Origin of the sequence: Allobosea sp. TND4EK4, from assembly GCF_900156025.1 — a bacterium.
Classification (GTDB): domain Bacteria; phylum Pseudomonadota; class Alphaproteobacteria; order Rhizobiales; family Beijerinckiaceae; genus Allobosea.
In genome coordinates this window covers 142,764-164,803 of record NZ_FTMO01000004.1, presented here as the reverse complement: position 1 = coordinate 164,803, position 22,040 = coordinate 142,764, and the positions used below count along the sequence as shown (strand labels likewise).

The 22,040-nt window shown below is 65.6% G+C and carries 22 protein-coding genes; 6 read left to right on the top strand and 16 right to left on the bottom strand.

Annotation, left to right across the window (positions count from 1 at the left end):
* Positions 1–39: 39 nt before the first annotated feature.
* Positions 40–954: a LysR substrate-binding domain-containing protein gene (locus tag BW981_RS10060; protein ID WP_076438675.1), complete on the top strand. Its 915-nt coding sequence runs from the start codon at positions 40–42 to the stop codon at positions 952–954.
* A gap of 54 nt (positions 955–1,008) precedes the next feature.
* Positions 1,009–1,395: a SpoIIAA family protein gene (locus tag BW981_RS10055; RefSeq protein WP_076438673.1), complete on the top strand. Its 387-nt coding sequence runs from the start codon at positions 1,009–1,011 to the stop codon at positions 1,393–1,395.
* 21 nt (positions 1,396–1,416) lie between these two features.
* Here BW981_RS10055 and phoB read toward each other — a convergent pair whose 3' ends face one another.
* The 7 genes from phoB to BW981_RS10020 form a co-directional block, all read right to left on the bottom strand.
* Complete coding sequence (gene phoB / locus BW981_RS10050) at positions 1,417–2,115, bottom strand: phosphate regulon transcriptional regulator PhoB (protein WP_076438671.1); 699 nt, start codon at positions 2,113–2,115, stop codon at positions 1,417–1,419.
* A 147-nt stretch (positions 2,116–2,262) separates the two neighbouring features.
* Positions 2,263–2,982 carry a phosphate signaling complex protein PhoU gene (gene phoU, locus BW981_RS10045; RefSeq protein ID WP_076438669.1) on the bottom strand — a complete coding sequence of 240 codons (720 nt, stop codon included), beginning with the start codon at positions 2,980–2,982 and terminating at the stop codon, positions 2,263–2,265.
* A gap of 73 nt (positions 2,983–3,055) precedes the next feature.
* Positions 3,056–3,856, bottom strand: a complete 801-nt coding sequence (gene pstB, locus BW981_RS10040) for a phosphate ABC transporter ATP-binding protein PstB (protein ID WP_076438667.1) — start codon at positions 3,854–3,856, stop codon at positions 3,056–3,058.
* 44 nt (positions 3,857–3,900) lie between these two features.
* Positions 3,901–4,785, bottom strand: coding sequence for a phosphate ABC transporter permease PstA (gene pstA / locus BW981_RS10035; protein ID WP_076438665.1), 885 nt, complete (start codon positions 4,783–4,785; stop codon positions 3,901–3,903).
* Positions 4,786–4,805: 20 nt separating this feature from the next.
* Positions 4,806–5,777, bottom strand: coding sequence for a phosphate ABC transporter permease subunit PstC (gene pstC / locus BW981_RS10030; protein ID WP_076438662.1), 972 nt, complete (start codon positions 5,775–5,777; stop codon positions 4,806–4,808).
* Positions 5,778–5,936: 159 nt separating this feature from the next.
* Positions 5,937–6,962 carry a phosphate ABC transporter substrate-binding protein PstS gene (gene pstS, locus BW981_RS10025; protein ID WP_076438660.1) on the bottom strand — a complete coding sequence of 342 codons (1,026 nt, stop codon included), beginning with the start codon at positions 6,960–6,962 and terminating at the stop codon, positions 5,937–5,939.
* A 113-nt stretch (positions 6,963–7,075) separates the two neighbouring features.
* Entirely contained in the window at positions 7,076–8,134 is a 1,059-nt protein-coding gene (locus tag BW981_RS10020; RefSeq protein ID WP_076438967.1) for an ATP-binding protein, read from the bottom strand.
* Positions 8,135–8,260: 126 nt separating this feature from the next.
* Between BW981_RS10020 and ppk2 the strand changes: the two genes are divergently transcribed.
* On the top strand, positions 8,261–9,223 hold the full coding sequence (ppk2, locus tag BW981_RS10015) for a polyphosphate kinase 2 (RefSeq protein WP_139333716.1): 963 nt from the start codon (positions 8,261–8,263) through the stop codon (positions 9,221–9,223).
* A gap of 7 nt (positions 9,224–9,230) precedes the next feature.
* Here the strand turns inward: ppk2 and BW981_RS10010 are convergent, their stop codons facing one another.
* From BW981_RS10010 to BW981_RS09975, 8 genes are all read right to left on the bottom strand, one after another.
* Entirely contained in the window at positions 9,231–10,517 is a 1,287-nt protein-coding gene (locus BW981_RS10010; protein ID WP_076438658.1) for a TRAP transporter large permease, read from the bottom strand.
* A complete protein-coding gene (locus BW981_RS10005; protein ID WP_076438963.1) occupies positions 10,514–11,023 on the bottom strand; it encodes a TRAP transporter small permease in 510 nt (169 codons plus the stop codon). Before BW981_RS10005 ends, BW981_RS10010 begins: the two co-directional genes overlap by 4 nt.
* Before the next feature lie 154 nt (positions 11,024–11,177).
* On the bottom strand, positions 11,178–12,170 hold the full coding sequence (locus tag BW981_RS10000; protein WP_076438656.1) for a sialic acid TRAP transporter substrate-binding protein SiaP: 993 nt from the start codon (positions 12,168–12,170) through the stop codon (positions 11,178–11,180).
* A 64-nt stretch (positions 12,171–12,234) separates the two neighbouring features.
* The gene (locus tag BW981_RS09995; RefSeq protein ID WP_076438654.1) at positions 12,235–12,912 is read right to left on the bottom strand and encodes a GntR family transcriptional regulator; all 678 of its coding nucleotides are present in this window, start codon (positions 12,910–12,912) and stop codon (positions 12,235–12,237) included.
* A gap of 21 nt (positions 12,913–12,933) precedes the next feature.
* Positions 12,934–13,830 (bottom strand): dihydrodipicolinate synthase family protein, encoded by an 897-nt coding sequence (locus tag BW981_RS09990; protein WP_076438652.1) that lies wholly within the window; start codon positions 13,828–13,830, stop codon positions 12,934–12,936.
* Between the two features lie 92 nt (positions 13,831–13,922).
* Positions 13,923–14,741: a carbohydrate ABC transporter permease gene (locus tag BW981_RS09985; protein ID WP_076438650.1), complete on the bottom strand. Its 819-nt coding sequence runs from the start codon at positions 14,739–14,741 to the stop codon at positions 13,923–13,925.
* A 112-nt stretch (positions 14,742–14,853) separates the two neighbouring features.
* Positions 14,854–15,780 carry a carbohydrate ABC transporter permease gene (locus BW981_RS09980; protein WP_076438648.1) on the bottom strand — a complete coding sequence of 309 codons (927 nt, stop codon included), beginning with the start codon at positions 15,778–15,780 and terminating at the stop codon, positions 14,854–14,856.
* A gap of 102 nt (positions 15,781–15,882) precedes the next feature.
* Positions 15,883–17,220 (bottom strand): ABC transporter substrate-binding protein, encoded by a 1,338-nt coding sequence (locus tag BW981_RS09975; RefSeq protein ID WP_076438646.1) that lies wholly within the window; start codon positions 17,218–17,220, stop codon positions 15,883–15,885.
* Positions 17,221–17,430: 210 nt separating this feature from the next.
* Here BW981_RS09975 and BW981_RS09970 point away from each other — a divergent pair, with 210 nt between their 5' ends.
* Positions 17,431–18,306, top strand: coding sequence for an amidohydrolase family protein (locus BW981_RS09970; RefSeq protein WP_076438644.1), 876 nt, complete (start codon positions 17,431–17,433; stop codon positions 18,304–18,306).
* A 736-nt stretch (positions 18,307–19,042) separates the two neighbouring features.
* Here BW981_RS09970 and BW981_RS09965 read toward each other — a convergent pair.
* Positions 19,043–19,303 carry a hypothetical protein gene (locus BW981_RS09965; RefSeq protein ID WP_076438642.1) on the bottom strand — a complete coding sequence of 87 codons (261 nt, stop codon included), beginning with the start codon at positions 19,301–19,303 and terminating at the stop codon, positions 19,043–19,045.
* Positions 19,304–19,806: 503 nt separating this feature from the next.
* Here BW981_RS09965 and BW981_RS22545 point away from each other — a divergent pair.
* Positions 19,807–21,012, top strand: a complete 1,206-nt coding sequence (locus tag BW981_RS22545) for a hypothetical protein (RefSeq protein ID WP_139333715.1) — start codon at positions 19,807–19,809, stop codon at positions 21,010–21,012.
* Entirely contained in the window at positions 21,009–21,983 is a 975-nt protein-coding gene (locus BW981_RS09960) for a trypsin-like serine protease (protein ID WP_076438640.1), read from the top strand. Before BW981_RS22545 ends, BW981_RS09960 begins: the two co-directional genes overlap by 4 nt.
* Positions 21,984–22,040: the final 57 nt, after the last annotated feature.

Sequence of the window (22,040 nt, the reverse complement as noted above, 5' to 3'; positions counted from 1 at the left end):
AAACGATCTCCGCTGCCCTAGTCGTAAAAGGAATACCCTATGGCCGTCGGCCGGCCGCCGCCTTCATCGACCGCTTTGCGCGCTTTCGCCACCGTCGCCCGCCTCGGCTCCACCGCCCGTGCGGCCGCCGAGGTCAATTTGACCCAGAGCGCGGTCTCCAAGCAGGTGCTCGCGCTGGAACATCACCTCGGCGTCGTGCTGTTCGATCGCAGCCCGCTTGGGCTCAAGCTCACCGAGGCTGGCGCGATCTACCTGCCCTATGCCGAGGCCGCGCTGGAGCAGATGGGCCGCGGCGCGATGCGCCTGGCGGAGCGCGCCGCCATCGCCCGTCCGATCCGGCTGCATCTCGTCGCCGTCGCCGGGGAGCGCTGGCTGATGGAACGCTTCCCGGCCTTTGCCGGGGCCCATCCCGGCATCGACGTGCAGTTCACCAATTATGTCAGCGAGAGCGAGACGGAAGAGCCAGATATCGAGATCGCGCACGGCACGCCCCCCTGGCCCGACAGGGAAGCGCACTACCTCTTCGGCCGCGACGTGGCCCTGGTGGCGGCGCCCGAGCTGATCGAGCGCATGGGCGGGTTCCGGCGTGCCGCCGACATCCAGAAGATGACGCTGCTGCAGCATTTCCAGATGCCGACCTTCTGGGCCGAGTTCACCGAGGCGCATGGCCTGCGCGGCGCCGTGCCGGCCCACACCGTGCGCTACGGCTATTACTCGGTGATCACGCGGGCCGCCGTCGCCGGCCTCGGGGTCGCGCTCGCGCCGCGTTGCTATGTCGCCGAGGAGCTGGCCTCGGGCGCACTGGTGAACCCGCTCGATCTCGGCTTCGCCAGCGCCACCGGGTGCTGGCTTACGCTGAAGCCCGACGCCCATCGGCGCCCCGGGCTCGACGCCCTGCTGGGCTGGCTCCTGAGCGAGGCCGCCGCCTTCGATGCGCGGACCAGCGCGGCCTGAGCGACGGCAACCTCGTGCGGCCTTCCGCGTTGGGCCGGCAGGAGGACGCGCGCCATGATGACCCTGCTGCCGGCACCCGAGCATGTCTGCGCCTTCGCGCTCAGCGGCACGATCGAGCCGGACGACATCGAGCGCGTCATCGCCAATCTTGAGCTTCGGCTGAGCCGGCACGAGAAGGTCTCGGTCCTGGCCGATCTCAGCGCCTTCGAGGAGATGACGCTGGCCGCCGCCTGGCGGGACGCGCGCTACGGCTTCGGCAAGCTCTGGGAGCTCAGGCGCTTTCCCAGGGAGGCGCTGATCGTCGGGCCGGGCTGGCTCGACCGCACGACCCGGTTCTTCGCGCCGGTCGTCCCCTTCGTCGAGATCCGTTCGTTCCCGCCGGCGCAGCGCGAGGCCGCCCTTGCCTGGGCCGCCGATATCGAGGGCGGCCCGAACGCGTAGGGACCTCGCCGGGTCGCGCGGTCAGCCTCGGGCGAACGTCTCGTCGAAGGCGTAGCCGGCGCCGCGGACGGTCCGCAGCGGGTCCTTGGCATCGCCTGGCGTGATCGCCTTGCGCAGCCGCCCGACATGGACGTCGACGGTGCGCTCGTCGATGTAGACGTCGCGGCCCCAGACGGCGTCGAGCAGCTGGGCGCGGGAGTAGACCCGCCCCGGCGCCTGCATCAGGAACTCCAGCAGCCTGAATTCGGTCGGGCCCAGATGCAGCTCGCTGCCCGCCCGGCGCACGCGCCGCGTGGTGCGGTCGAGCTCCAGGTCGCCGGCCGCGAGCAGACCCGCGACGTGACCTGGCTTCGCCCTGCGAAGAAGCGCCTGGATTCGCGCGATCAGCTCCGGCAGCGAGAACGGCTTCACGACATAGTCGTCGGCGCCGGTGGCGAGGCCGCGCACACGTTCGGTCTCCTCGCCGCGGGCCGTGAGCATGATGATCGGCACCCGCTCGGTGTCGCGCCGCGAGCGCAGCCGCCGGCACAGCTCGATGCCGGAGAGGCCCGGCAGCATCCAGTCGAGCAGGACGAGATCAGGCGTCGAATCACGCAGATGCAGCTCGGCATCGTCCCCTCGCGCCACGCTGTCGACCTCGAAGCCCTCGGCCTCGAGATTGTAGCGCAGCAACAGGGTCAGGGGCTCCTCGTCCTCGACGATCAGGATGCGTGCGGCCATGCTTCTTTTCCGTCCGTCCTCCGAACCCGCCGTCATGCTCGCCCGTGCGGCGGCATCCACATCTCGCGCAGCGCCTAGAGAAGCGAGGAGGTGGATGGCCGGGACAGGCCCGGCCACGACGGAAAGGCTACGGCACCTTGCGTTCGTTCAGTTTCCCGTCACCGCTTCGAGCTCGATATTGGTCGTGTCGAGCTTCGGGCGGTTCGCGTCGAGCGAGTCGCCGGTCACCAGATAGTGGATCGTCTCGGCGATGTTGGTGGTGTGGTCGCCGATGCGCTCGATGTTCTTGGCGCAGAACAGCAGATGCGTGCAGAAGGTGATGTTGCGCGGGTCCTCCATCATATAGGTCAGGAGCTCGCGGAACAGCGAGGTGTAGAGCGCGTCGATCTCGTCGTCGCGGCGCCAGACCTCGAGCGCCTTCTGCTCGTTTCCGGCGGCATAGGCGTCGAGCACGTCCTTGAGCTGCGCCTGGACCAGGCGGCTGATGTGCTCCAGGCCGACCACGGCGCGGTGCGGCGGCTGGAACTGCCCGGCGATGGCGACGGCCCGCTTGGCGATGTTCTTGGCGAGATCGCCGACACGCTCGATATCGGCCGCGATGCGAATGGCCGAGATCAGCTCGCGCAGATCGTTGGCGAGCGGCTGCCGGCGGGCGATGGTCAGCACCGCCTTCTCCTCGACATCGCGCTGGAGGTTGTCCAGGCGCTGGTCGGCGGAGATGATCTTCTGGGCGAGGGCGGTGTCGCGGCGCACCAGCGCCACCGTCGAATCCCCCAGCATGCGTTCGGCCATGCCGCCCATTTCGGCGAGGCTGCGGCGGATGCCTTCGAGATCGGCGTCGTAGGAACGGACGATGTGTTCGGTCATGATGTGGTCCTCCGCTGCATCGGCCCGAAACGTGCGATGCGGTTTTCGGGATGGTCGATGCCCAGTATCTGCGTCAGCCGAAACGGCCGGTGACGTAGTCCTGCGTCTGCTTCTTCGCCGGGTTCATGAAGATGGTGTTGGTCGGCGCGAACTCGATCACCTCGCCAAGATACATGAAGGCGGTGTACTGCGAGATGCGGGCCGCCTGCTGCATGTTGTGGGTCACGATCGCGATGGTGAAGTCGCTCTTCAACTGCTCCAGCAAATCCTCGATCTTGCCGGTCGAGATCGGGTCGAGCGCCGAGGTCGGCTCGTCGAACAGGATCACCTCCGGCTTCTGGGCGATGGTGCGCGCGATGCACAGACGCTGCTGCTGACCGCCGGAGAGGCCCATGCCGGAGCTCTTCAGCTTGTCCTTGACCTCATCCCAGAGCGCGGCGCGGCGCAGCGCACCCTCGACGCGGTCGTCGAGCTCGGACTTCGGCGGCTTCTCGTAGAGGCGGATGCCGAAGGCGACGTTGTCGTAGATCGACATCGGGAACGGCGTCGGCTTCTGGAACACCATGCCGACGCGCGAGCGCAGCTCGTTCACGTCGACCTCGTTGGAGATGATGTTGCGCCCGTCGAGCAGGATCTCGCCCGTCGCCCTCTGCTCCGGATAGAGCGAATAGATGCGGTTGAAGATGCGCAGCAGGGTCGACTTGCCGCAGCCCGAGGGGCCGATCAGCGCGGTGACGTGCCGGTCACGGAAGTCGAGATTGATATTCTTCAGCGCCTTGTGCTCGCCGTAGTAGAAATCGAGGTTCTTCACCGCGATCCGGACGGGAGCAGCGGCATCGAGCGTCTGCGGGGAGAGTTCAAGGGTCGAGAGCATCGACGTGGTCCCTCAGGAACGGGGCGAGGTTGGGATTTCGGTTCTCACTTGCCGCCGGCGACGATGCGCCGGGCGACAAGCGAGAGGACGAGGATCGAGAGCGTGATGATCAGCGAGCCGGCCCAGGCGAGCTGCTGCCAGTTCTCGTAAGGGGCCGAGGCGAACTGGTAGATCGTCACCGGCAGGTTGGAAACACCGCCGAGCAGGGTCGGCGAGAACCAGAACGAGTTGTTCAGCGCAGTGAAGATCAGCGGCGCGGTTTCGCCGGCGATGCGGGCCAGCGCCAGCAGGATGCCGGTGACCATGCCGGACTTCGCCGCCTTCCAGGTGATGGAGGTGATCACCACGGAGGGCGGCGCCCCGAGCGCCGAGCCGGCCTCCCGCAGCGGGCCGGGCACCAGGCGCAGCATGTCCTCGGTGGTGCGCACGATCACGGGGATGGCGATGATGCCGAGCGCGACGCCGCCGGCCCAGCCGGAATAGCCGCCCAGCGGCTCGACCAGGATGACGTAGACGAACAGGCCGATCAGGATCGAGGGCGCCGAGAGCAGGATGTCGTTGATGAAGCGGATCAGGTCGGCGAGCTTGGAACCTTTGCCGTATTCGGCGAGATAGGTTCCGGCGAGCACGCCGACCGGCGTCGCCACGGCGATGCCCAGGAAGGTCAGCACGACCGAACCGACGATGGCGTTGGCCAGGCCGCCCCCTTCGGAACCGGGACCCGGCATCGTCTGGGTGAAGGTCGCGATGGAGAGGCCACCGACGCCCTTCACGATCAGCATGCCGAGAATCCAGAACAGGACGGTGATGGCCAGCAGCGTGAAGCCGGTCGCGATAATCTTCATCGCCCGATCGGCGGCGCGGCGTGACTGGCGCACGCGGCCCCAGGTCGAGGGCGGCAGCGCACGAACGGTGGAGGGTGTCGCCATGCTCATGATCTTGAACCCCCTCAGAAGGCTTTGACGCGCGCCACAAGGATGCGCGCGATGACGAGGACGACGAAGGTGACGAAGAACAGGATGCAGCCGAGCGCGATCAGGGCGTTGAGCTGCAGGCCGATGGCCTCGTTGAACTCGTTGGCGATGCGCGAGGCGATGGTCGAGCCCGGATCCATGATCGACGCGGAGAGCCGGTTCGCGTTGCCGACGACGAAGGTCACCGCCATCGTTTCGCCGAGCGCGCGGCCCAGCCCCAGCATGATCGCGCCGATGATCGAGACGCCGGCCTGCGGCACCAGCACATGGCGCACGACCTCCCATGTGGTCGCGCCGATCCCGTAGGCGCTTTCACGCAGCACGGAAGGAATCTGGTCGAGCATGTCGCGCACGATCGAGGCGATGAAAGGGATGATCATGAAGGCCAGGATGATGCCGGCCGACAGGATGCCCAGGCCGGATGGCGAAGCGGCATAGAAGATTGTTCCGACGATCGGCATTCCTTCGACGACGCGCGACACCGGCTGCTGCACATAGGCGGCAAACAGCGGCACGAAGACGAACAGACCCCACATGCCGTAGATGATCGAGGGAACCGCGGCGAGCAGCTCGATGGTCGTCGAGACCGGCTGCTTGAACCAGGGCGGCGCGAGCTGCGTCAGAAAAACCGCGATGCCGAGCGAGAGCGGAACACCGACCAGCAGCGCGATCAATGCCGTCGAGAGCGTACCGACGATCGCCGGCCAGGCACCGTACTGGTCGTTCTGGGTGTCCCAGACACTGGATGTGATGAAGCCAAGCCCCATCTCCCGGAACGCCGGCCAGCCGCCGATGATCATCGAAATCATGATTCCGGCGAGCAGCACCAGGACCAGCAAGGCCGAGCCGAAACTGGCATTGCGGAAGACGATGTCGAAGGTGCCCTTTGGCGTCTTGCGCTGAGGGCGCGCGGCCGGAATGCTCATAGGGTCGGTCACGGCTGTCATCCGTGGAACTCCGGGCTTAGCGGGAGGCGGAAGGATCGTTTTCAAGGGAACCGATCGTCATCCCCAGCGGCGGATGGGAGGCATGCCGCCGCTCGGGATGGGGGTCGGAAAGGTGCGAAGCAGGGTCTCGCCCTGCTTCGCGATGTTGGCGCAGCTCGATCAGAAGACGGGCTTGCTGGAGGCGTCGGTGATGCCCTTCCAGCTCGCGCGGACCATGTCCTTCACGTTGGCGGGAAGCGGAACATACTCGAGATCGGTGGCGAGCTTGTCGCCATTCTTGTAGGCCCAGTCGAAGAACTTCAGCGCGGCAGCGGACTGCTCGGGCTTGTCGGCCTTCTTGTGCATCAGGATGAAGGTCGCCGAGGTGATCGGCCAGGCCTCGGCACCGGGCTGGTTGTTGATGATGATGCCGAAACCGGGCGCCTCGTTCCAGTTGGCGTTGGCGGCGGCAGCCTGGAAAGACTTGTCATCCGGAACCGGGAACTTGCCGTCGCGGTTCTGAACGAGGCCGTAGGACAGCTTGTTCTGCTTGGCATAGGCGTACTCGACATAGCCGATCGAGTTGGCGATCTGCTTCACCGAAGCCGAGACGCCCTCATTGCCCTTGCCGCCGATGCCGGCCGGGAACTGCACCGAGGTGTTGGCGCCGATCTTGGACTTCCAGTCCGGCGAGACGCGCGAGAGATAGTCCGTCCAGACGAAGGTCGTGCCCGATCCGTCCGAGCGATAGACGACGGTGATGTTGGCGTCCGGCAGCTTCACGCCGGGGTTGATCGCGACGATCTTGGGATCGTTCCACTTCTTGATGTTGCCCTGGTAGATGTCGGCAAGCATCGGACCGGTGAACTTGAGCTGGCGAGCCTCGACGCCGGCGATGTTGATCGCCGGAACGAGAGCGCCCATCACGGCCGGGAACTGCAGCAGGCCGTCCTTCTCAAGGTCTTCACCCTTCAGGGGCATGTCGGAAGCGCCGAAATCGACGGTCTTGGACTTGATCTGACGGATACCGCCGCCGGAACCGATCGACTGGTAGTTCAGGCCGATGCCGGTTTCCTTCTGATAGGCCTCAGCCCACTTGGAATAGATCGGGAAAGGGAATGTCGCACCGGCGCCGGTGATGTCGGCAGCCTGGGCGGTGCCGGCAATCCCGGCGGCCAAGGCCGCGAGAACCAGAATCTTGCGCATTGAGGTATCCTCTTTGGGTCGCTGCATTCAGCGCCCTGTCAGAACACCTTCTATATGACAGCCACATGACATTTCGTCACGAAGGCTGTCATGAAGCGGGAACCGCTCCTGCCTCAGCCGGCGCGGCGCGCCTCGAAGCGAGGCAGGATCGCCTTGAAGGTCGCCCCCTCGCCGGGCTTGCTCTCGATCGTCAGGCGCCCGCGATGGCGCAGGACGATGTGCTTGACGATGGCGAGGCCGAGCCCCGTCCCGCCGGCTTCGCGGCTGGCGGCCGTGTCGACACGGTAGAAGCGCTCCGTCAGGCGCGGCAGGTGCTCGGGGGCGATGCCCGGCCCGTCATCGCGCACGCAGACACTGGCCTCGCCGTCCAGCGCCGCGACCGTGATCGAGACTGCGCCGCCGCGTTTTCCGTATTTGATCGCGTTCTCGACGAGGTTTTCCATCAGGCGCAGCAATTCGTCACGATCGCCCGGCACCTGCAGCGGCTCAGCCGGCCCAGTAAGCTTGAGCGTCACCTCGCGCTCGCTCGCCATCAGCGCCAGCGAATCCACGATCTCGCGCGAGATGCCGGCGAGGTCGACGGGGGAATCGGGCGCGACATGCGCGCGCTGCTCGATGCGCGAGAGCGAGAGAAGATCGTCGACCAGCCGCGCCATCCGCAAGCCCTGCTCGCGCATGATGCCGAGGAATCGCCCGCGCGCCTTCTCGTCGTTGCGCGCCGGGCCCTGAAGCGTCTCGACGAAGCCCAGCAGCGAAGCCAGCGGTGTGCGCAGCTCATGGCTGGCATTGGCGACGAAATCGACCCGCATGCGCTCGATCACGCGCTGCTCGCTGAGGTCCTGGAAGGTCAGCAGCGTCGCGTTGCGCCGGCCGGCGCCGCCCGGAAACGGCGCGATATGGATGCGGAAGGTGCGCTCGACAGGCACGCGCTCGATCAGCTCGATGACCTCGCGCCCGCCGATCCGCGACACCTGGTCGATCGCCTCGATCAGGTCGGGGTCGCGCAGCACGAGCGTCAGCAGCTTGCCGACCTCCAGCCCCGGAATGAGGGCCTTCATGGCCGGGCTCAGCGCCAGCGCGACGGCCTGCTCGTCGAGCAGCACCACCGGCGCGCCGATTGCGTCGATCAGGCTGCGGGCGGTCGCGGGAGGAAGAATGGCGGTATCGATCATGGAACGCCCGATGGAGCCGGCTGTTGTCGGCGAGCCTTTCCTGCGCATAAGCGGACGAGGCGTCAATTCCCTTGCGTCGGCGAGCCGGCTAGGCTTTCAACCGGGAACGGGGACGAGGAGACGACGATGACGAAGAAATTCTCCGACTCGCAGATGAAGGACGCGGTCCGGCCGGCGGCGAGCGCTTCCGGCCCGGAGAAAGCGTCCGGGTCCAAGCCCGGATCCTCCAGGCCTGCCAAGGCGAAGGCTTTCGATCTCGAGGCCGACACCCTGCCCGAGGCGATCATCGACGCCGCCTATCACAGCGGCGACTATCCTTACGGCAGGCGGATGAAACGCAAGCGCTACAACCGCGAGATGGAGCGGCTGCAGATCGAGCTGCAGAAGCTGATGAACTGGGTTCACAAGAACGGCGAGCGCGTCGTGATCGTCTTCGAGGGCCGCGACGGCGCCGGAAAGGGTGGCACCATCGCCCGCTTCATCCAGCACCTGCCGCCGAGGCAGGCGCGCATCGTCGCCTTGCCCAAGCCGTCCGACACCGAGAAGGGGCAGTGGTATTTCCAACGTTATGCGGCGGCGATGCCCGCGGCGGGCGAGATCGTCTTCTTCGACCGCTCCTGGTACAATCGCGCCGGTGTCGAGCGCGTCATGGGCTTTTGCACGCCGGAGCAGACCGAATCCTTCCTGCGCGAGGCCCCGGTCTTCGAGGGCATGCTGGTGCGCGACGGCATCCGCATGATCAAGCTCTTCCTGACCATCGGCCGCGAGATGCAGATGCAGCGCCTGCATGCGCGCTGGCATGATCCGCTGAAGCGCTGGAAGCTCTCGCCGATCGATTTCGAGGCGATCCCGCGCTTCGACGACTACTCCCGCGCCTTCGACGAGATGCTGGGCCGCAGCTCGGGCGAGGCGCCCTGGCACGTCGTGCGCAGCAACGACAAGCTGAGGGCCCGCCTGAACGCCATCCGTCATGTCCTCCTGTCGATCCCCTATGAGGGCAAGGACGAGAAGGCGATCGGCGTCCTCGACACCGATATCCTTGTCTCGGTCAGCCGCTATCTCGCCAAGGGCGGCGAACCGGAAGGCTGACGCCCTCTCATTTTCCCATCACGTGATCGGGCAGCCAGGTCGTCAGAGGCGGCCACAGCGTGATCATGGCCAGCACGACCAGCAGCGGCACCAGCCAGGGCAGGATGGCGCGCGACATCGTCTCGAAGGAGACGTTGGCGATGCGCGTGACCACGAACAGCACGACCCCGATCGGCGGATGGATCGTCCCCAGGATCAGGTTCAGGATCATGATGATGCCGAACTGCACCGGATCGATGCCGAAGCTGTTGGCCGCCGGCACCAGGATCGGGATCAGGATCAGCATCGCCGCCAGCGCCTCCATGAAGCAGCCGACGACGAGCAGGATCAGGTTGCAGACCAGCAGGAAGACGAGCGGATGCGCGATCGTGTCGACGATCAGCGGCGTCAGCGTCTGCGGCACGCGCGAGATCGACATGCACCAGCCGAGCGCGCCCGCCGCCATCACCAGCACCGCGACCAGCCCCATGGTCTCGACCGTGTCGATCAGGATCGGCCAGAGCTGCTTCACCTCCAGCGTGCGGTAGACGAAGAAGCCGAGGAACAGCGCATAGAGGCACGCGACCGCCGCAGCCTCCGTCGGGGTGACGATGCCGGAGAACATGCCGCCAAGGATCAGCGGCGGCGTCATCAGTGCGAAGAAGCCGTTGACGAAGCTGCGGCCGATCTCGCGGAAGCCCTTGAACGGCTCCTTGCGGAAGCCCTGACGCCTGGCGATCACCGTGACCATCGCCATCAGCGACAACCCCATCAGCACGCCGGGCACGACGCCGCCGATGAACAGCCGGCCGATCGAGACATCCGCCGTCACGCCATAGATCACCATCGGCAGCGAGGGCGGGATGATCGGGCCGATCGTCGCCGCCGCCGCGGTGATCGCAGCCGCGGTCTCGGGCCGGTAGCCGGCCTTCTTCATCGCCCTGATCTCGATCGCGCCCGAGCCTGCGGCATCGGCCACGGCCGAGCCGACCATGCCGGCGAAGATCATGCTGGTCAGGATCGAGGCATGGGCATAGCCGCCCCGCACCCAGCCGATCACCGCCGTGGCGAAGGCGACGATGCGGTCGGTGATGCGCGCCGCCGCGAGGATATTGCCCATCAGGATGAAGAGCGGCGCCGCGACGATCGGGAAGGAGTTCATCGCCTGCGCCATCTTCTGCGGCACGATCGAGGCCGAGAAATCGCCGATCAGCACGAAGGCGAAGGCGGCAAGACCCATCGAGGCGAAGAGCGGGAAGCCTGCCAGGATCGAGAGCAGCCAGACGGCCGAGATCTTGAAGATCAGCGCGCTCATTCCGCCGGCTCCTGGAGGTCGGTCGCCATCGGCGGATAGGGCGAGCGGCCCCAGTTCCGCAGGTTCTCGACCAACTCGGCGAGCCCCTGCAGCAAAGTGACGAGGCCGGCCAGAACCATCGGCGCGTAAAGCAGCCCCATCGAGAGCGGCACCGTCGTCGCTTCGAGATCGTAGTTCGCCTGCACGAGATGGATCGAATACCAGAGCGTCAGCGCGCCGAAGAGCATCATGGCGAGCTGCATCAGCGCCTCCGCCGTGCGCCAGCCCCTCGCCGGCATCATGTCGTGGAAGAAGCGGATGCGGATATGGACGCGGCGGCGGCTCGCCATCACCCAGCCGACGACGGCGACCCACAGCATCAGGAAGCGCGAGACCTCGTCGGTCCAGATCAGGGGCTCGCCCATCGCCCTGGTGACGATGCCGAGCGTCACCGTCACGAGCAGCGCGACGATGAGAAGGGCGGCGACGGCCTCCATCGCGCGGTCGAAAACTCGGGTCCAGGTCATGCGGATGCTTTCGGCGACAAGGTTCACATTTCTGCGTAGTCATCCCGGACCAGCCGCGTGAGCGGCGTCGATCCGGGACCCATGCCTGAACCGTTCCGGCATGGATCCCGGGTGCTTCGCTGCGCCCGGGGTAACGGCGTCTCTGCCAAACCCCTCAGAGCGCCTGGATACGGTCCCAGAGGCCCTTGCCCCATTTGCTCTCGAACTTGGCCGGCACGCTGGCGAGCACCGGCTTGCGGAAGGCCTCGTTGTCGGGCTTCACCACGGTCATGCCGGATTTGGCGAGACTGTCGGCCAGGCCCTTCTCCTGTTCGAGAATCTCGTTGTCCTGCCAGGCCGCCGCCTTGTCGATCGCAGCCTTGACGATGGCCCGGTCGGCTTCCGGGATGCCCTTCCAGGCGGCCTCGTTCACGATGACGAGGCGCGGCGTGATGATATGCGCCGTCAGCACGAGATATTTCTGGACCTCGGCGAGCTTGGCCGAGGCGATGGTCGGCAGCGGATTTTCCTGCCCGTCGACCGCGCCCTGCGACAAAGCGAGATAGAGTTCGGAGAAGTTGAGCGGCGTCGGCCGCGCGCCCCAGGCCTCCGCCATGGCGCGGAAGGTATCGACCTCCGGCACGCGCAGCTTGAAGCCCTTCATGTCCTCGACCGAGTTGATCGGCTTCTTGCCGCTGGTGAGGTGGCGCACGCCGTAATAGTTCACGCCGATCATGCGCATGCCGCGCTTGGCGACCAGCGCGGCATTGAGCTCGTCCATCAGCGGGGATTTCAGCGCCCGCGTCATATGGGCCGCGTCCTTCCAGATATAGGGTGCCTCGATGATCGAGATCTGCGGCACGAACTGGCCGAGCTGGGCCGCGCCCTCGGTGACCATCGTCAGCGCGCCGCTGGCGACCGATTCCACCATGTCGCGCGAGGAACCGAGCTGCCCGTTCGGGAAGGACTGGACGTCGATGCGCCCACCTGTCTTCTCCTTGATCTCGGCGGCGGCACGGACCGCGCTTTGCGGCGAAGGATGGCTCGCCGGCTGACCGTCGGCCCAGCGCAGCACGAGCTGCTGCGCCCGCAGGATCGACGGCATCGCGATCGTGGTCGCGCCGGCCGCAGCGGCCGCGAGGACATCGCGTCTGGTCTTGGTGATCATGGTTTCCCCTCCCAGGAACCGGCCCGGTCTCCGGGCTCGTCCGTGATGCCGCTGGTGCGGCGGATCAGTACTGCATCGCCCGCGTGCGGGCGTTGCCGATATGGATGCTCATCTCTTCGGCCGCGCGTACCGGGTCGCGGCTCTCGATCGCGGCGATGATCTTCAGGTGGTCGCGCATCACCGGCACCAGGATGTGGTTCTGGATGCGCGTCTCGTACTGGCGGATCAGCCTGATCTTGAGCCAGGTCACCCGGAAGGCCTGGCTGACGATGTCGTTGTCGAGATGGTCGATGATCGCCTCGTGCAGCAGGCGGTCGGTGTCTTCCGCATCCTCGATCAGGCTGTCGTCGCCGCCGGCCTCGGCGCGCGCGATGATGGCCTCGTGCCGGGCGCGCTGCTCGGCGATCTCGGCATCCGTGGCACTGGCCGCGTAGAGCGCCGTCGCCTCCCGCTCGAGGAAGAGCCGGAACTGGAACGCGTTGCGGATCAGGTTGAGGTCCACATGCGCGACCTGCATGCCGCGCTGCGGCACGGTCTTGATCAGCCCCTCCGCCTCCAGCCGCGGCACGAGCTCGCGGATGGCGCCGAGCGGGAAGCCCGTCATCGCCACGAGCTCGCGCTGGGTGACGAACTGGCCGGGCTTGATCTCGCGCGCCAGGAGCCTCTCCGTGAAGGAGGCATAGGCACGCTCCCTCAGCTTCAGCGGCTCGCCGTCCCGCGTCTCCTGCTCCGGCTGGTCCACCTTGCCTCCTTCGGCCGCCTCTCAGGCGGCCTTGGCCTGCGTGATCGAATCGAACGCCGCGAACAGACGCTTGCGGCAGCCGTCGTCAAGCGCCTGCAGCGGCGCGCGCATCGGGCCGAAGCCGGCATCGCCATGGACATGGCCGGTCAGCGCCTTCACCGAGGCGATCACCGGGCCCGAGCAGATCTCGTCCACCAGCGCGTTGATCACGGGGCTGTCCTTGCCCTCATAGACCATGGGCCGCAGCAGATGCGGCACGAGATTGGCGACGCCGCAGATCGAGCCCTGGGCGCCGTTGCGCACGGCCTTGGCGAGCTGGCGCTCGTCGCCGACCAGGATGGCGAGCTCGCCATGCGCCTTCAGCAGCGCCTCGGTATTGGCGTAGCTCCCGGAGGAATCCTTCACTCCGGCAATGATGCCGGGAAACGCCGTCTTGAGGCGCTGGACCAGATCGACGCTGATGTCGACCGCCGTGACCGACGGGATATGGTAGAGGATGATGTTGCGCGCCGAGGCGCCGAGCTTCTCGATGAACTGCACGAACCAGGCATAGAGCCCGTCATCGCTCACGCCCTTGAAGTAGAAGGGCGGCGCCACCAGCAGGCCCTTGGCGCCCGCGTCGAGCGCGACACGCGCCTGCTCGATCGCCTCATGCAGAGAAGAGGCGGCGATGCCGGCATAGATCTGCGTGGCCGGGTCGATCCCCGCCCCCATCAGCGCGCCCATCATCGCCGTGCGCGCCGGCAGGCCGAGCGCCGCGCCCTCCCCCGTCGTGCCGTAGAGCGTGACCGTGTCGCAGCCATTGGCCAGGACGTGCCGGGCGTGATGGACGAGGCGAGGAAGATCGACCGCGCCGCCTTCCCTCATCGGCGTGGTGATGGCGCAGGAGAGGCCGAAGCGGTTGGGCGAGAGGGCCATGGAGCTGACTTTCGTGGACTGAGTGGCGACTGACATGTTGAACGAAGCAAGGTTTGGCCCGCTGCAGGCGCGGTCGGTGCAGCGTGGGTCGGCTAGCCGTCCTTCAGGCCGCCTGCCGAGAGGCCGGCGACGATCTGGCGTTGGGCGATGACGGTGACGAGCAGGACCGGCAGCGTGACCAGCAGCGCGGCCGCTGCCAGCGGCCCCCAGGAGATCTGCTCGAAGGTGAGCGAGTTGTAGACCGCCGAGGGCAGCGTGCGACTCGCCTTGCCGCCGAGCACCACCGAGAAGATGAAGTTGTTCCAGGAGAAGATGAAGGCGAGGATGCCGCCGACCACGATGCCGGGCTTGGCCAGCGGCAGCGCCACATGGCGAAAGGCCTGCCAGGTCGTGGCGCCGTCGATGCGCGACGCGTCCTCGAGTTCCATGGGAACATTTTCGAAGTACCCGATCATGATCCAGACGATGATCGGGATGGTGATGACGAGATGCGTGATGACCAGCGCCGTGATGGAGCCCACCAGCCCCGTGATCTGAAAGAGCAGGAAGAGCGGGATCAGATAGGACAGGGCCGGCGTCATCCGCGCCACCAGGATCAGCACGGCGAATTTGTGCGCCTTGCCGCGCGCGATGCCGTAGCCGGCCGGCACGCCGACCAGAAGCCCGAACAGCACCGCCCCGCCCGTGACGAGGATCGAGTTCCAGAGATAGAGCGCGAAATTGTTCTTCGCGAACACGTCGACATAGTTCGCCAGCGTCGGCGGGTTCGGGATGAAGACCGGCGGAAAGGCGGTGTTGTCGAGCTCGTTCTTCAGCGACAGCGAGATCATCCAGAGGAAGACCAGCACCGCCGGAGAGACCAGCACGAAGACCGAGAGCCAGAAGCCGACCTTTTTGGCGATACGGTTCATGGGAAAGCTCGCCTTCCGCTTGCCATGCCCTCGGCGTCATCCCGGACGGAGCGCAGCGGTCTCCCTTCGGTCGCCCGGGATGGCGGCGTGGTTGCCATGGAAGGGTTCGCCATCACGCGTTCCACTTCGACTTCTGCCGTGCATAGAGCAGCAGCAGCGAGAGCATGATGATGATGATGAAGAAGATCACCACGACGGCGGAGGCGTAGCCGATCTTGTAGAACTGGAACGCCTGCAGATAGAGGAAGATGTTCATCGTCTCGGACGCGGTGCCCGGCCCGCCCTGCGTGATGACGAAGATCGTGTCGAAGGCCTTCAGCGCGTCGATGGTGCGGATCACGATCGCCACCATGATGAAGGGCCAGACCAGCGGCAGCGTGATGTGCCGGAACATGTGCCAGTCGTTGGCGCCGTCGATCAGGGCCGATTCATAGGGCTCCTTCGGCAGCCCGGCGAGACCGCCGAGCACGATCAGCATGACGAGCGGCGTCCAGTGCCAGACCTCGACCATGACGAGCGTCGGGATCACCGTGCCGGGATCGTAGACCCAGGCCGAGGGCCCGATGCCGACCAGCGAGAGCAGGTAGTTCAGCACGCCGAGCTGGGGATGGAACATCATCGTCCAGACCAGCGCCACCGCGACCGGCGTCGCCATCATCGGCATGATGAAGATCGTCCGCAGCAGCCCGCGCGCGGGGAATTCGCGGTGGAAGACAAGGGCCGCCGCCGTGCCGAAGACAATCGGCAGCACCACCGCCAGCACGGTGAAATAGACCGTGTGCCCCATCGATTCGACGAAGCGCTGATCCTTCGCCAGATCCATGAAATTGCCGAGCCCGACGAATTCCGACCCGCCGCCGATCTTCCAGTCCTGCAAGGACATGAACAGCGTGTAGATCCACGGGAAGACGATCACCGCCGCGATGACCAGCACCGCCGGCAGCGAGAACAGCCAGTAACGCGGCGTGAAATCGGCCGATTCCCTGGCCGCCGTCGCGGTCACATCATCAAGGCTGGCCGGCAGGGAGGTCGTCGTCATGCGCCTGAACCGTCATGCACGGGCCTGGCCCGGGCATCTTCTGGAAACCGCGTGCTGATCCCCGTCCTGGCCGGGACGAGCCCGGCCAGGACGGTCGTCTCGTCAGCCCTGCTCGCTCTTGGCGAGCACCGGGGCGAAGGTCTCGGTTGCCTTCTTGAGCTCGGCCGCGACATCCGCGCCGCCGATCGCATTGGTCAGCGCCACGCCGAACACGTCGCGGAACTCGGTCACCGGCACGATCTGCGGCAGGCCGGCCCGCGCGATCTTGGCCGAGCCCAGCAGGCAGTCGAAATACTGCTTGCCGAACTTGGAGGCCTCGATCGTCGCCTTGTCGAGATAGGCCGAGGAGCGGCCCGGCGCGCCGGCGCCGGCCTTCAGCATGGCGAGCTGGTTCTTCTTGTTGGTCATGAACTGGATGTAGAGCCAGGCCGCCTCCTTCTTGGAGGAGCCGCGCGAGATGCCCATTCCGTCGGCGAACATGCCGGCATGGTGAGCCTTCGGCCCCGGCGGCGTGATGCCGTAGCCGACCTTGCCGACGATGCGCGACTTGGTCGGGTCCTCCAGCGGCGTGGCGAAGCCGACGCCGTCGAGCCACATCGCGGCGCGGCCCTGCATGAAGGTGGTCTGGCACTCGTTCCAGTTGAAGCCGACGGAGCCGACCGGGCCGGTCTCCTTGTTGAGCTTCTTGTAGAGCTCGGCCGCCCAGATCGCCTCGGGCGTGTCGGTGGCGAGCTTGCCGTCCGGCGTCACCGTCTCCACGCCCTGGCCGAGCATCAGCGAGGTCCAGACGGGGACGTTGGCGTTCTTCAGCCCGCGCGAGACGAAGCCGGCGATGCCCTTGGCGGGATCGTGCAGCTTCTGCGCCGCCGTGAACATCTCGTCCATCGACTTCGGATAGGCCACGCCCTTCGCCTCGAAGAGCTCCTTGTTGTAGTAGACGATCCAGTAGTCGACGAAGAACGGGACCGTATCGAGGGCCCCGTCCGCCTGCCGCGCATAGGCGACCGGGCCGGCGCCGAAATCTGCGAAGTCGAAATCAGGCGCGGTCAGCGCCGCGTTCTTGATGAAGGGGTCGAGGTTCTCGAACCACTTGCCCTTCGCGGCCATGCGCTTCTGGACATGCAGCGAGATGCCGCTGACGTCGAAGGAGGGCTTGCCCGAGGCGAATTCGATCACCGCCTTCTGGCGCTGCTGCTGCTCCGGCACCTGCTCCGACGAGACCTTGATGCCGGTGAGCTCGGTGAATTCCTTCTCCGCCTGCTGCATCAGGTCCGAGCGCGGGTTCTTCACCAGCAGCACGTCGATCGACTGGCCGGAGAACTTCTTCCAGTCGAACGCGCCCTGCGCCTGCGCCTTGCGCAGCACCAGCGGCGCGGCGATCGCGGCGGTGCCGCCCGCGAGCAGGACACGACGGGTCGGCTTGAGAAGGTGATCGGTCATCGGCGTCCTCCCACGGACATCTGCGCGGCCATGATCGGACCGCTTGATCTTCGCCCTTGCCGGGCTTTGCTGCGCAGAAGGACACCTGACTTATCGTCAGGACCCCTGCGATCGGGCCGGACGCTAGCTCGCTTTCACGGCGGTTGCAAGCTGACATGTTGGCGTGCAGACAGGGCGGCAGAACCCAGCCGCCACGCCCGGAGCCGCCGCATGACCGCCCCCGCGAACCGCGCCCCGCGCATCGATTCCCACCAGCATCTCTGGCGGCTCGCCCGCGGCGACTATGGCTGGCTGACGCCGGGTCTCGCCCCGCTCTACCGCGACTTCACGCCCGCCGACCTCGCGCCCCTTCTCGCCGCCGGCGGCATCGACGCCACCCTCCTCGTCCAGGCCGCGCCGACCGAGGCGGAGACCCGCTTCCTGCTCGAGACCGCGGCCGGAACGCCCTTCGTCGCCGGCGTCGTCGGCTGGGCCGATTTCGAGGCGCCGGGCGCCCCCGCCCGCATCGCCGCGCTCGCCGCCGACCCGCTGCTGGTCGGCTTGCGCCCGATGGTGCAGGACCTTCCCGATCCGGACTGGCTCGCCCGCCCCGGTCTCGCCCCCGCCTTCGCGGCGATGCGGCAGCACGGCCTCGTCTTCGACGCGCTGGTGAAGCCGCCGCAGATCCCCGCCCTGCTCGCCCTGCTGGAGCGCGAGACTGAGCGCCCCGTCGTGCTCGACCACGGCGCCAAGCCCGATCTCATCCGCGGCGATCTCGCCGGATGGCGTGCCGGCATCGCCGCGATCGCGGCGCGGCCCAACACAATCTGCAAGCTCTCCGGCCTCGTCACCGAAGCCGCGCCGGACTGGTCGCTGGAGACGCTGAAGCCCGCTTTCGACCACCTGCTGGCCTGTTTCGGGCCGCAGCGCCTGCTCTTCGGCAGCGACTGGCCGGTCGTGACCTTGCGCGCGCCCTATCGGCGCTGGCTGGAAGCGGCCGAGCGGCTGACCGAAACCCTCTCGGCCGGCGAAAAGGCCGCGATCTTCGGCGGCACTGCGGAGCGGGTCTATCTGGAGCGGCGCGGCCGCAAGCCCTGGCGGGCGTGAGGGCGGGGCCGCGGCGCACGGCCGGGGACCGCGCAAGCGCCTTCGCCGCCCGCGCCGGTGGCACGTTCGTCGAGGATGAGGGGCAGCGGAGCGCCGCGAGGCGCAGGGGTATCGGGCCGCTTCCATTGAGCCAGGATGCGGCGCGGAGGGATTGAGCCACCCTCCGCACGCCCCGTGGCGCTCCGCTTCCGGCGATTTTCAAGCCACGGGCCGCGCTTGTAAGGAAGGCGCCGCGTCCGGCGTTCCGTCCGCCCGGCAGCGCTCCGGCCGCTGGCGCCGGGTTGCGGGAGGGGCCTGTCCCTCGCCGGCCCGGCACGGCCTCTTCACCACCGCGCTCGCGAAACCCTTCCGCGCCGCTCTCCGTCCAGCGAGCTCCTCGCGCAGGGGCCGTATTACCCCCAGGGCGGTGCCCCGCAGCCTCCCGGGAGTGGATCGTGACTCCACCCGCAGGCGCCGACCTCGCCCACACCAACGGCACACCTCCGGATGGCTGCCCCTCGGGGACGAGGTGGTCGCAGATTAAGGGCGCGGTGAGGGGCGGGGATAAGTTTTGGAGAGGCTTTTTCCTCTGTCATTCCGGGGCTCGCGCAGCGAGAACCCGGAACCCACGAGCAGGGACCGCCTTGCCGCACAAGCGGTTCCGCCCCTCGCAGGCGCCCACCCGGTCGTGGGTTCCGGGTTCGGCCTGCCGGCCGCCCCGGAATGACAGAAGGCCGCGCGCGCCCCTCGCCGCCCCTCAGCTTCCCTTGGCGATGGCCTGCTTCAGCCGGGCGACGGCCTCCGCCGCGCCGGTCCTGACGTGGATGTCGGCGCTCTCGCCCTCGCGCTCGACGAGCGCGATCAGCGCCTCGGGCGTGATCGCCTCGCGCTGCGCGGTGAGCTTCAGCACGGCATTGGCGAGAAAATTCGGCCAGAACGCCGCCCCGCCCTTGGCCAGCCCCTTGGCCTTGCGCCCCTCGAATTCACGGGCGAGCTGTTCGGGGGTCTTCTTGGCCATGGCGGGTCGTCGTCTCGTTGTCTGAAGGAGAGACCCGCTGCCTATCACGAAAAACCGGAGCGTGCCGCCCCCCACCCGTCAGGGCCGCCCCTGTGGCGACCCTCCACGTCTTCACGGGTCGGAAGTCGTGTTCAAGACGGGGATGCTCGGGACAAGCCAGAGCATGACGATGACAGCAACCGCGACGCTCTTCCTTCTCCCAGATGGGAGACGATGGCACGGAGCGCCGGATGAGGGCCTGCCGTTGCAGCAAGGAGGTGCAGCGGCTCCGTGACGGCTAGGCGCGAGCGCGAAAGTCAGCTTCCTCTCGGTCATCTCCCGATTCTTCGACCCATGATTGGCGCAATTCCGCGCCGTCCGTCGCTGGAGATCCGCAGTGCGCGATGTCTCTTTCACGCAATGCAATCTAAAGGTGTGGAGAACTGTCTTAAGGGAAGCGGCTACTCTTGACCCAGATGCCTCAGTTGGACAGCCTGCCGACGTAAAATACGGGGGCAGGCTAGATGATCACAAATTCTCTGCCTGCTGCCGCAGTGGCGGCGATGCTCCTTGCTGGTTGTTCAGTCGTGAACAGCTATGATGCATCGAATGGCGTCGGAGCCTATACGAGTGGTCAGTCAGCAGGATCATACTATCTACCGAAGCATGTTTTGACAGTTTCGCTCCAAAAGCAAGGCGCGAACAGCTCAGTAGCGATTGTCAGTGAAGTTGTTCCGGACCGCTCAGGGCACATCGACATTGGCTTAGATCTTTCACCTCTTTCCAGCGATGACGTCAAAGTCTCGATTTCTGAAAAAGGCTTACTTACGCGAATTGGTTCGATCAATGACGACAAGACCACGGAAGTCGTTCAGGCTTTAACCAAATCTGTTGTCTCGATGCTCCGGGAGGCCGCAGTCGGAGGCCAAGTCCCCACCGTGGTTGCTAGCCATTCATTCGATCCATTTCGTGATGCCGAGATGGCAGAAACCAACCGTTGGCTGCAGCCGCACGGACTCTGCCTAGCAGTTGAGGGGGCGAAGACAGCTTGCTCTGCCACCGCCGATGCTCTGGAGCGCTCCAGCTACGTGAGCTTCGACATACGAGCGGTTCAAAAGGCCCCCGGCATCTATTATCGGCGACCGCAAAGCCACCGGGTTCGAGTTTTCCGCCGGGTGCGCGGGGGGTATATCCTAGAACGCTCTCAAATGATTGAAATGGCGAACCTATCGCCTGCTTTGCGACTGGATGTGCAACGAACCGCATTCGTGAAGCGCGAAACCACATTGACGTTTGCGGGCGGTATTCCGACAGAAGTGCAAGTCGTAAAACCAGCCGAAGCCGTGGGTCTGGCTTCACTGCCGCTCAAGGTCATCGAAGCCGCCAATGACGCTGTGGTTGGGAGCATAGCTCGGAATGTCAGCGTGCTCCAAGAGCGAAAGAAAGAGATTACTGCGCAAACCGAGTTGCTACAGGCGCGGACCGCTTATCTTGATGCCGCGACCGAGGCCTTGAAGAAACGGCAAGATATGCCTGCCGGCCATGATATCGCTGCCGCCACCGGCGTTGAGCGGTCAGCGCCCTATGGATTGGTAGCAACAGGCGAACCATCCGCATCGTTAAGAGAAACATCTGGAGCGCCTGATCACCTCAAATTCATGAAGTATTGTGGCGATATTGGAATGGACCAGCCCTCCTGCGAAAAGGCGTGGGCCCAATACAGCCGATGACGACATTTTTGCGAATAGCTTTGGCGCTATCCACGCTCTATATAGCGAGCGCAATCGGCATTGATCGTGCGGTTTCACAAAATGCTTCCGCTCAGATCAACGTTTCAACTGAGGATGGATTTTACGGCAGGCGCGACTCAAAGCACACCTACGTTCCAGGGGGCGCCATCGGAAAAGACCGTATAACTCCATATATTTTCAATGGCAAACCATCCCATTATGACGATGTATTTGGAATTAGTTACAAGAAAGAAGACGGCCTGAACTATATTTGCAGCGGAACGTTGATCGGCCCGCATCAGATCATTACCGCAGGACATTGCGGATGCGGGATAAAAAGCAGCTATCAGGTAACTAATTCAGCAAACATTAGATCTGCATCTAAATGGTTTTCAGTAAAGGAAGTTCTATTATTTGATGGATATTATTGCGGGAATGATAAAATTATAGGAAACGACCTCGCAATACTGATTTTAAACGCGGATCCGAAGGGGCCCACGCATAGGCTGCGTCACCTCATACCTCACCCAATGGCAAGCGTAGCATCGTGGCCGGCGACATTCCGAGCTCTTGGCTACGGCCTTACGGAAAAATCCGGCTGGGGGTTGAGGCTAGAGGCGCATATCCCGGTGCTATCAATCAATTGCGCAGACAAGCAGTTCACTAAACGAGGCTGCACCCCGTTCGTCGAGATGATCTTGGCAGACCGACGCCCCTCCGGAACTGCTGTGTCCGATACATGCGGGGGAGACAGTGGTGGGCCGATCATGGCTCAATTGCCAGGAGATCCGAAAGCGCGGCTAGTCGGCGTGACGTCGCGAGGAATGGGCAGCGATCAACAATCTGCCTCGCTGCATTGTGGTGGTGGTGGGATATACACAGTCCTGGGCCGATATTCTGTGGCACGCTGGCTTGACAGCTTGGGCATTGATAAATCCGATCCCACGCCTAGCGGAAGGGTTACAGAGTAACTCTTCCGTGACTTACCTCATACGAAGCGCAACCTGATCCCGCTTATTCCCGGTTAA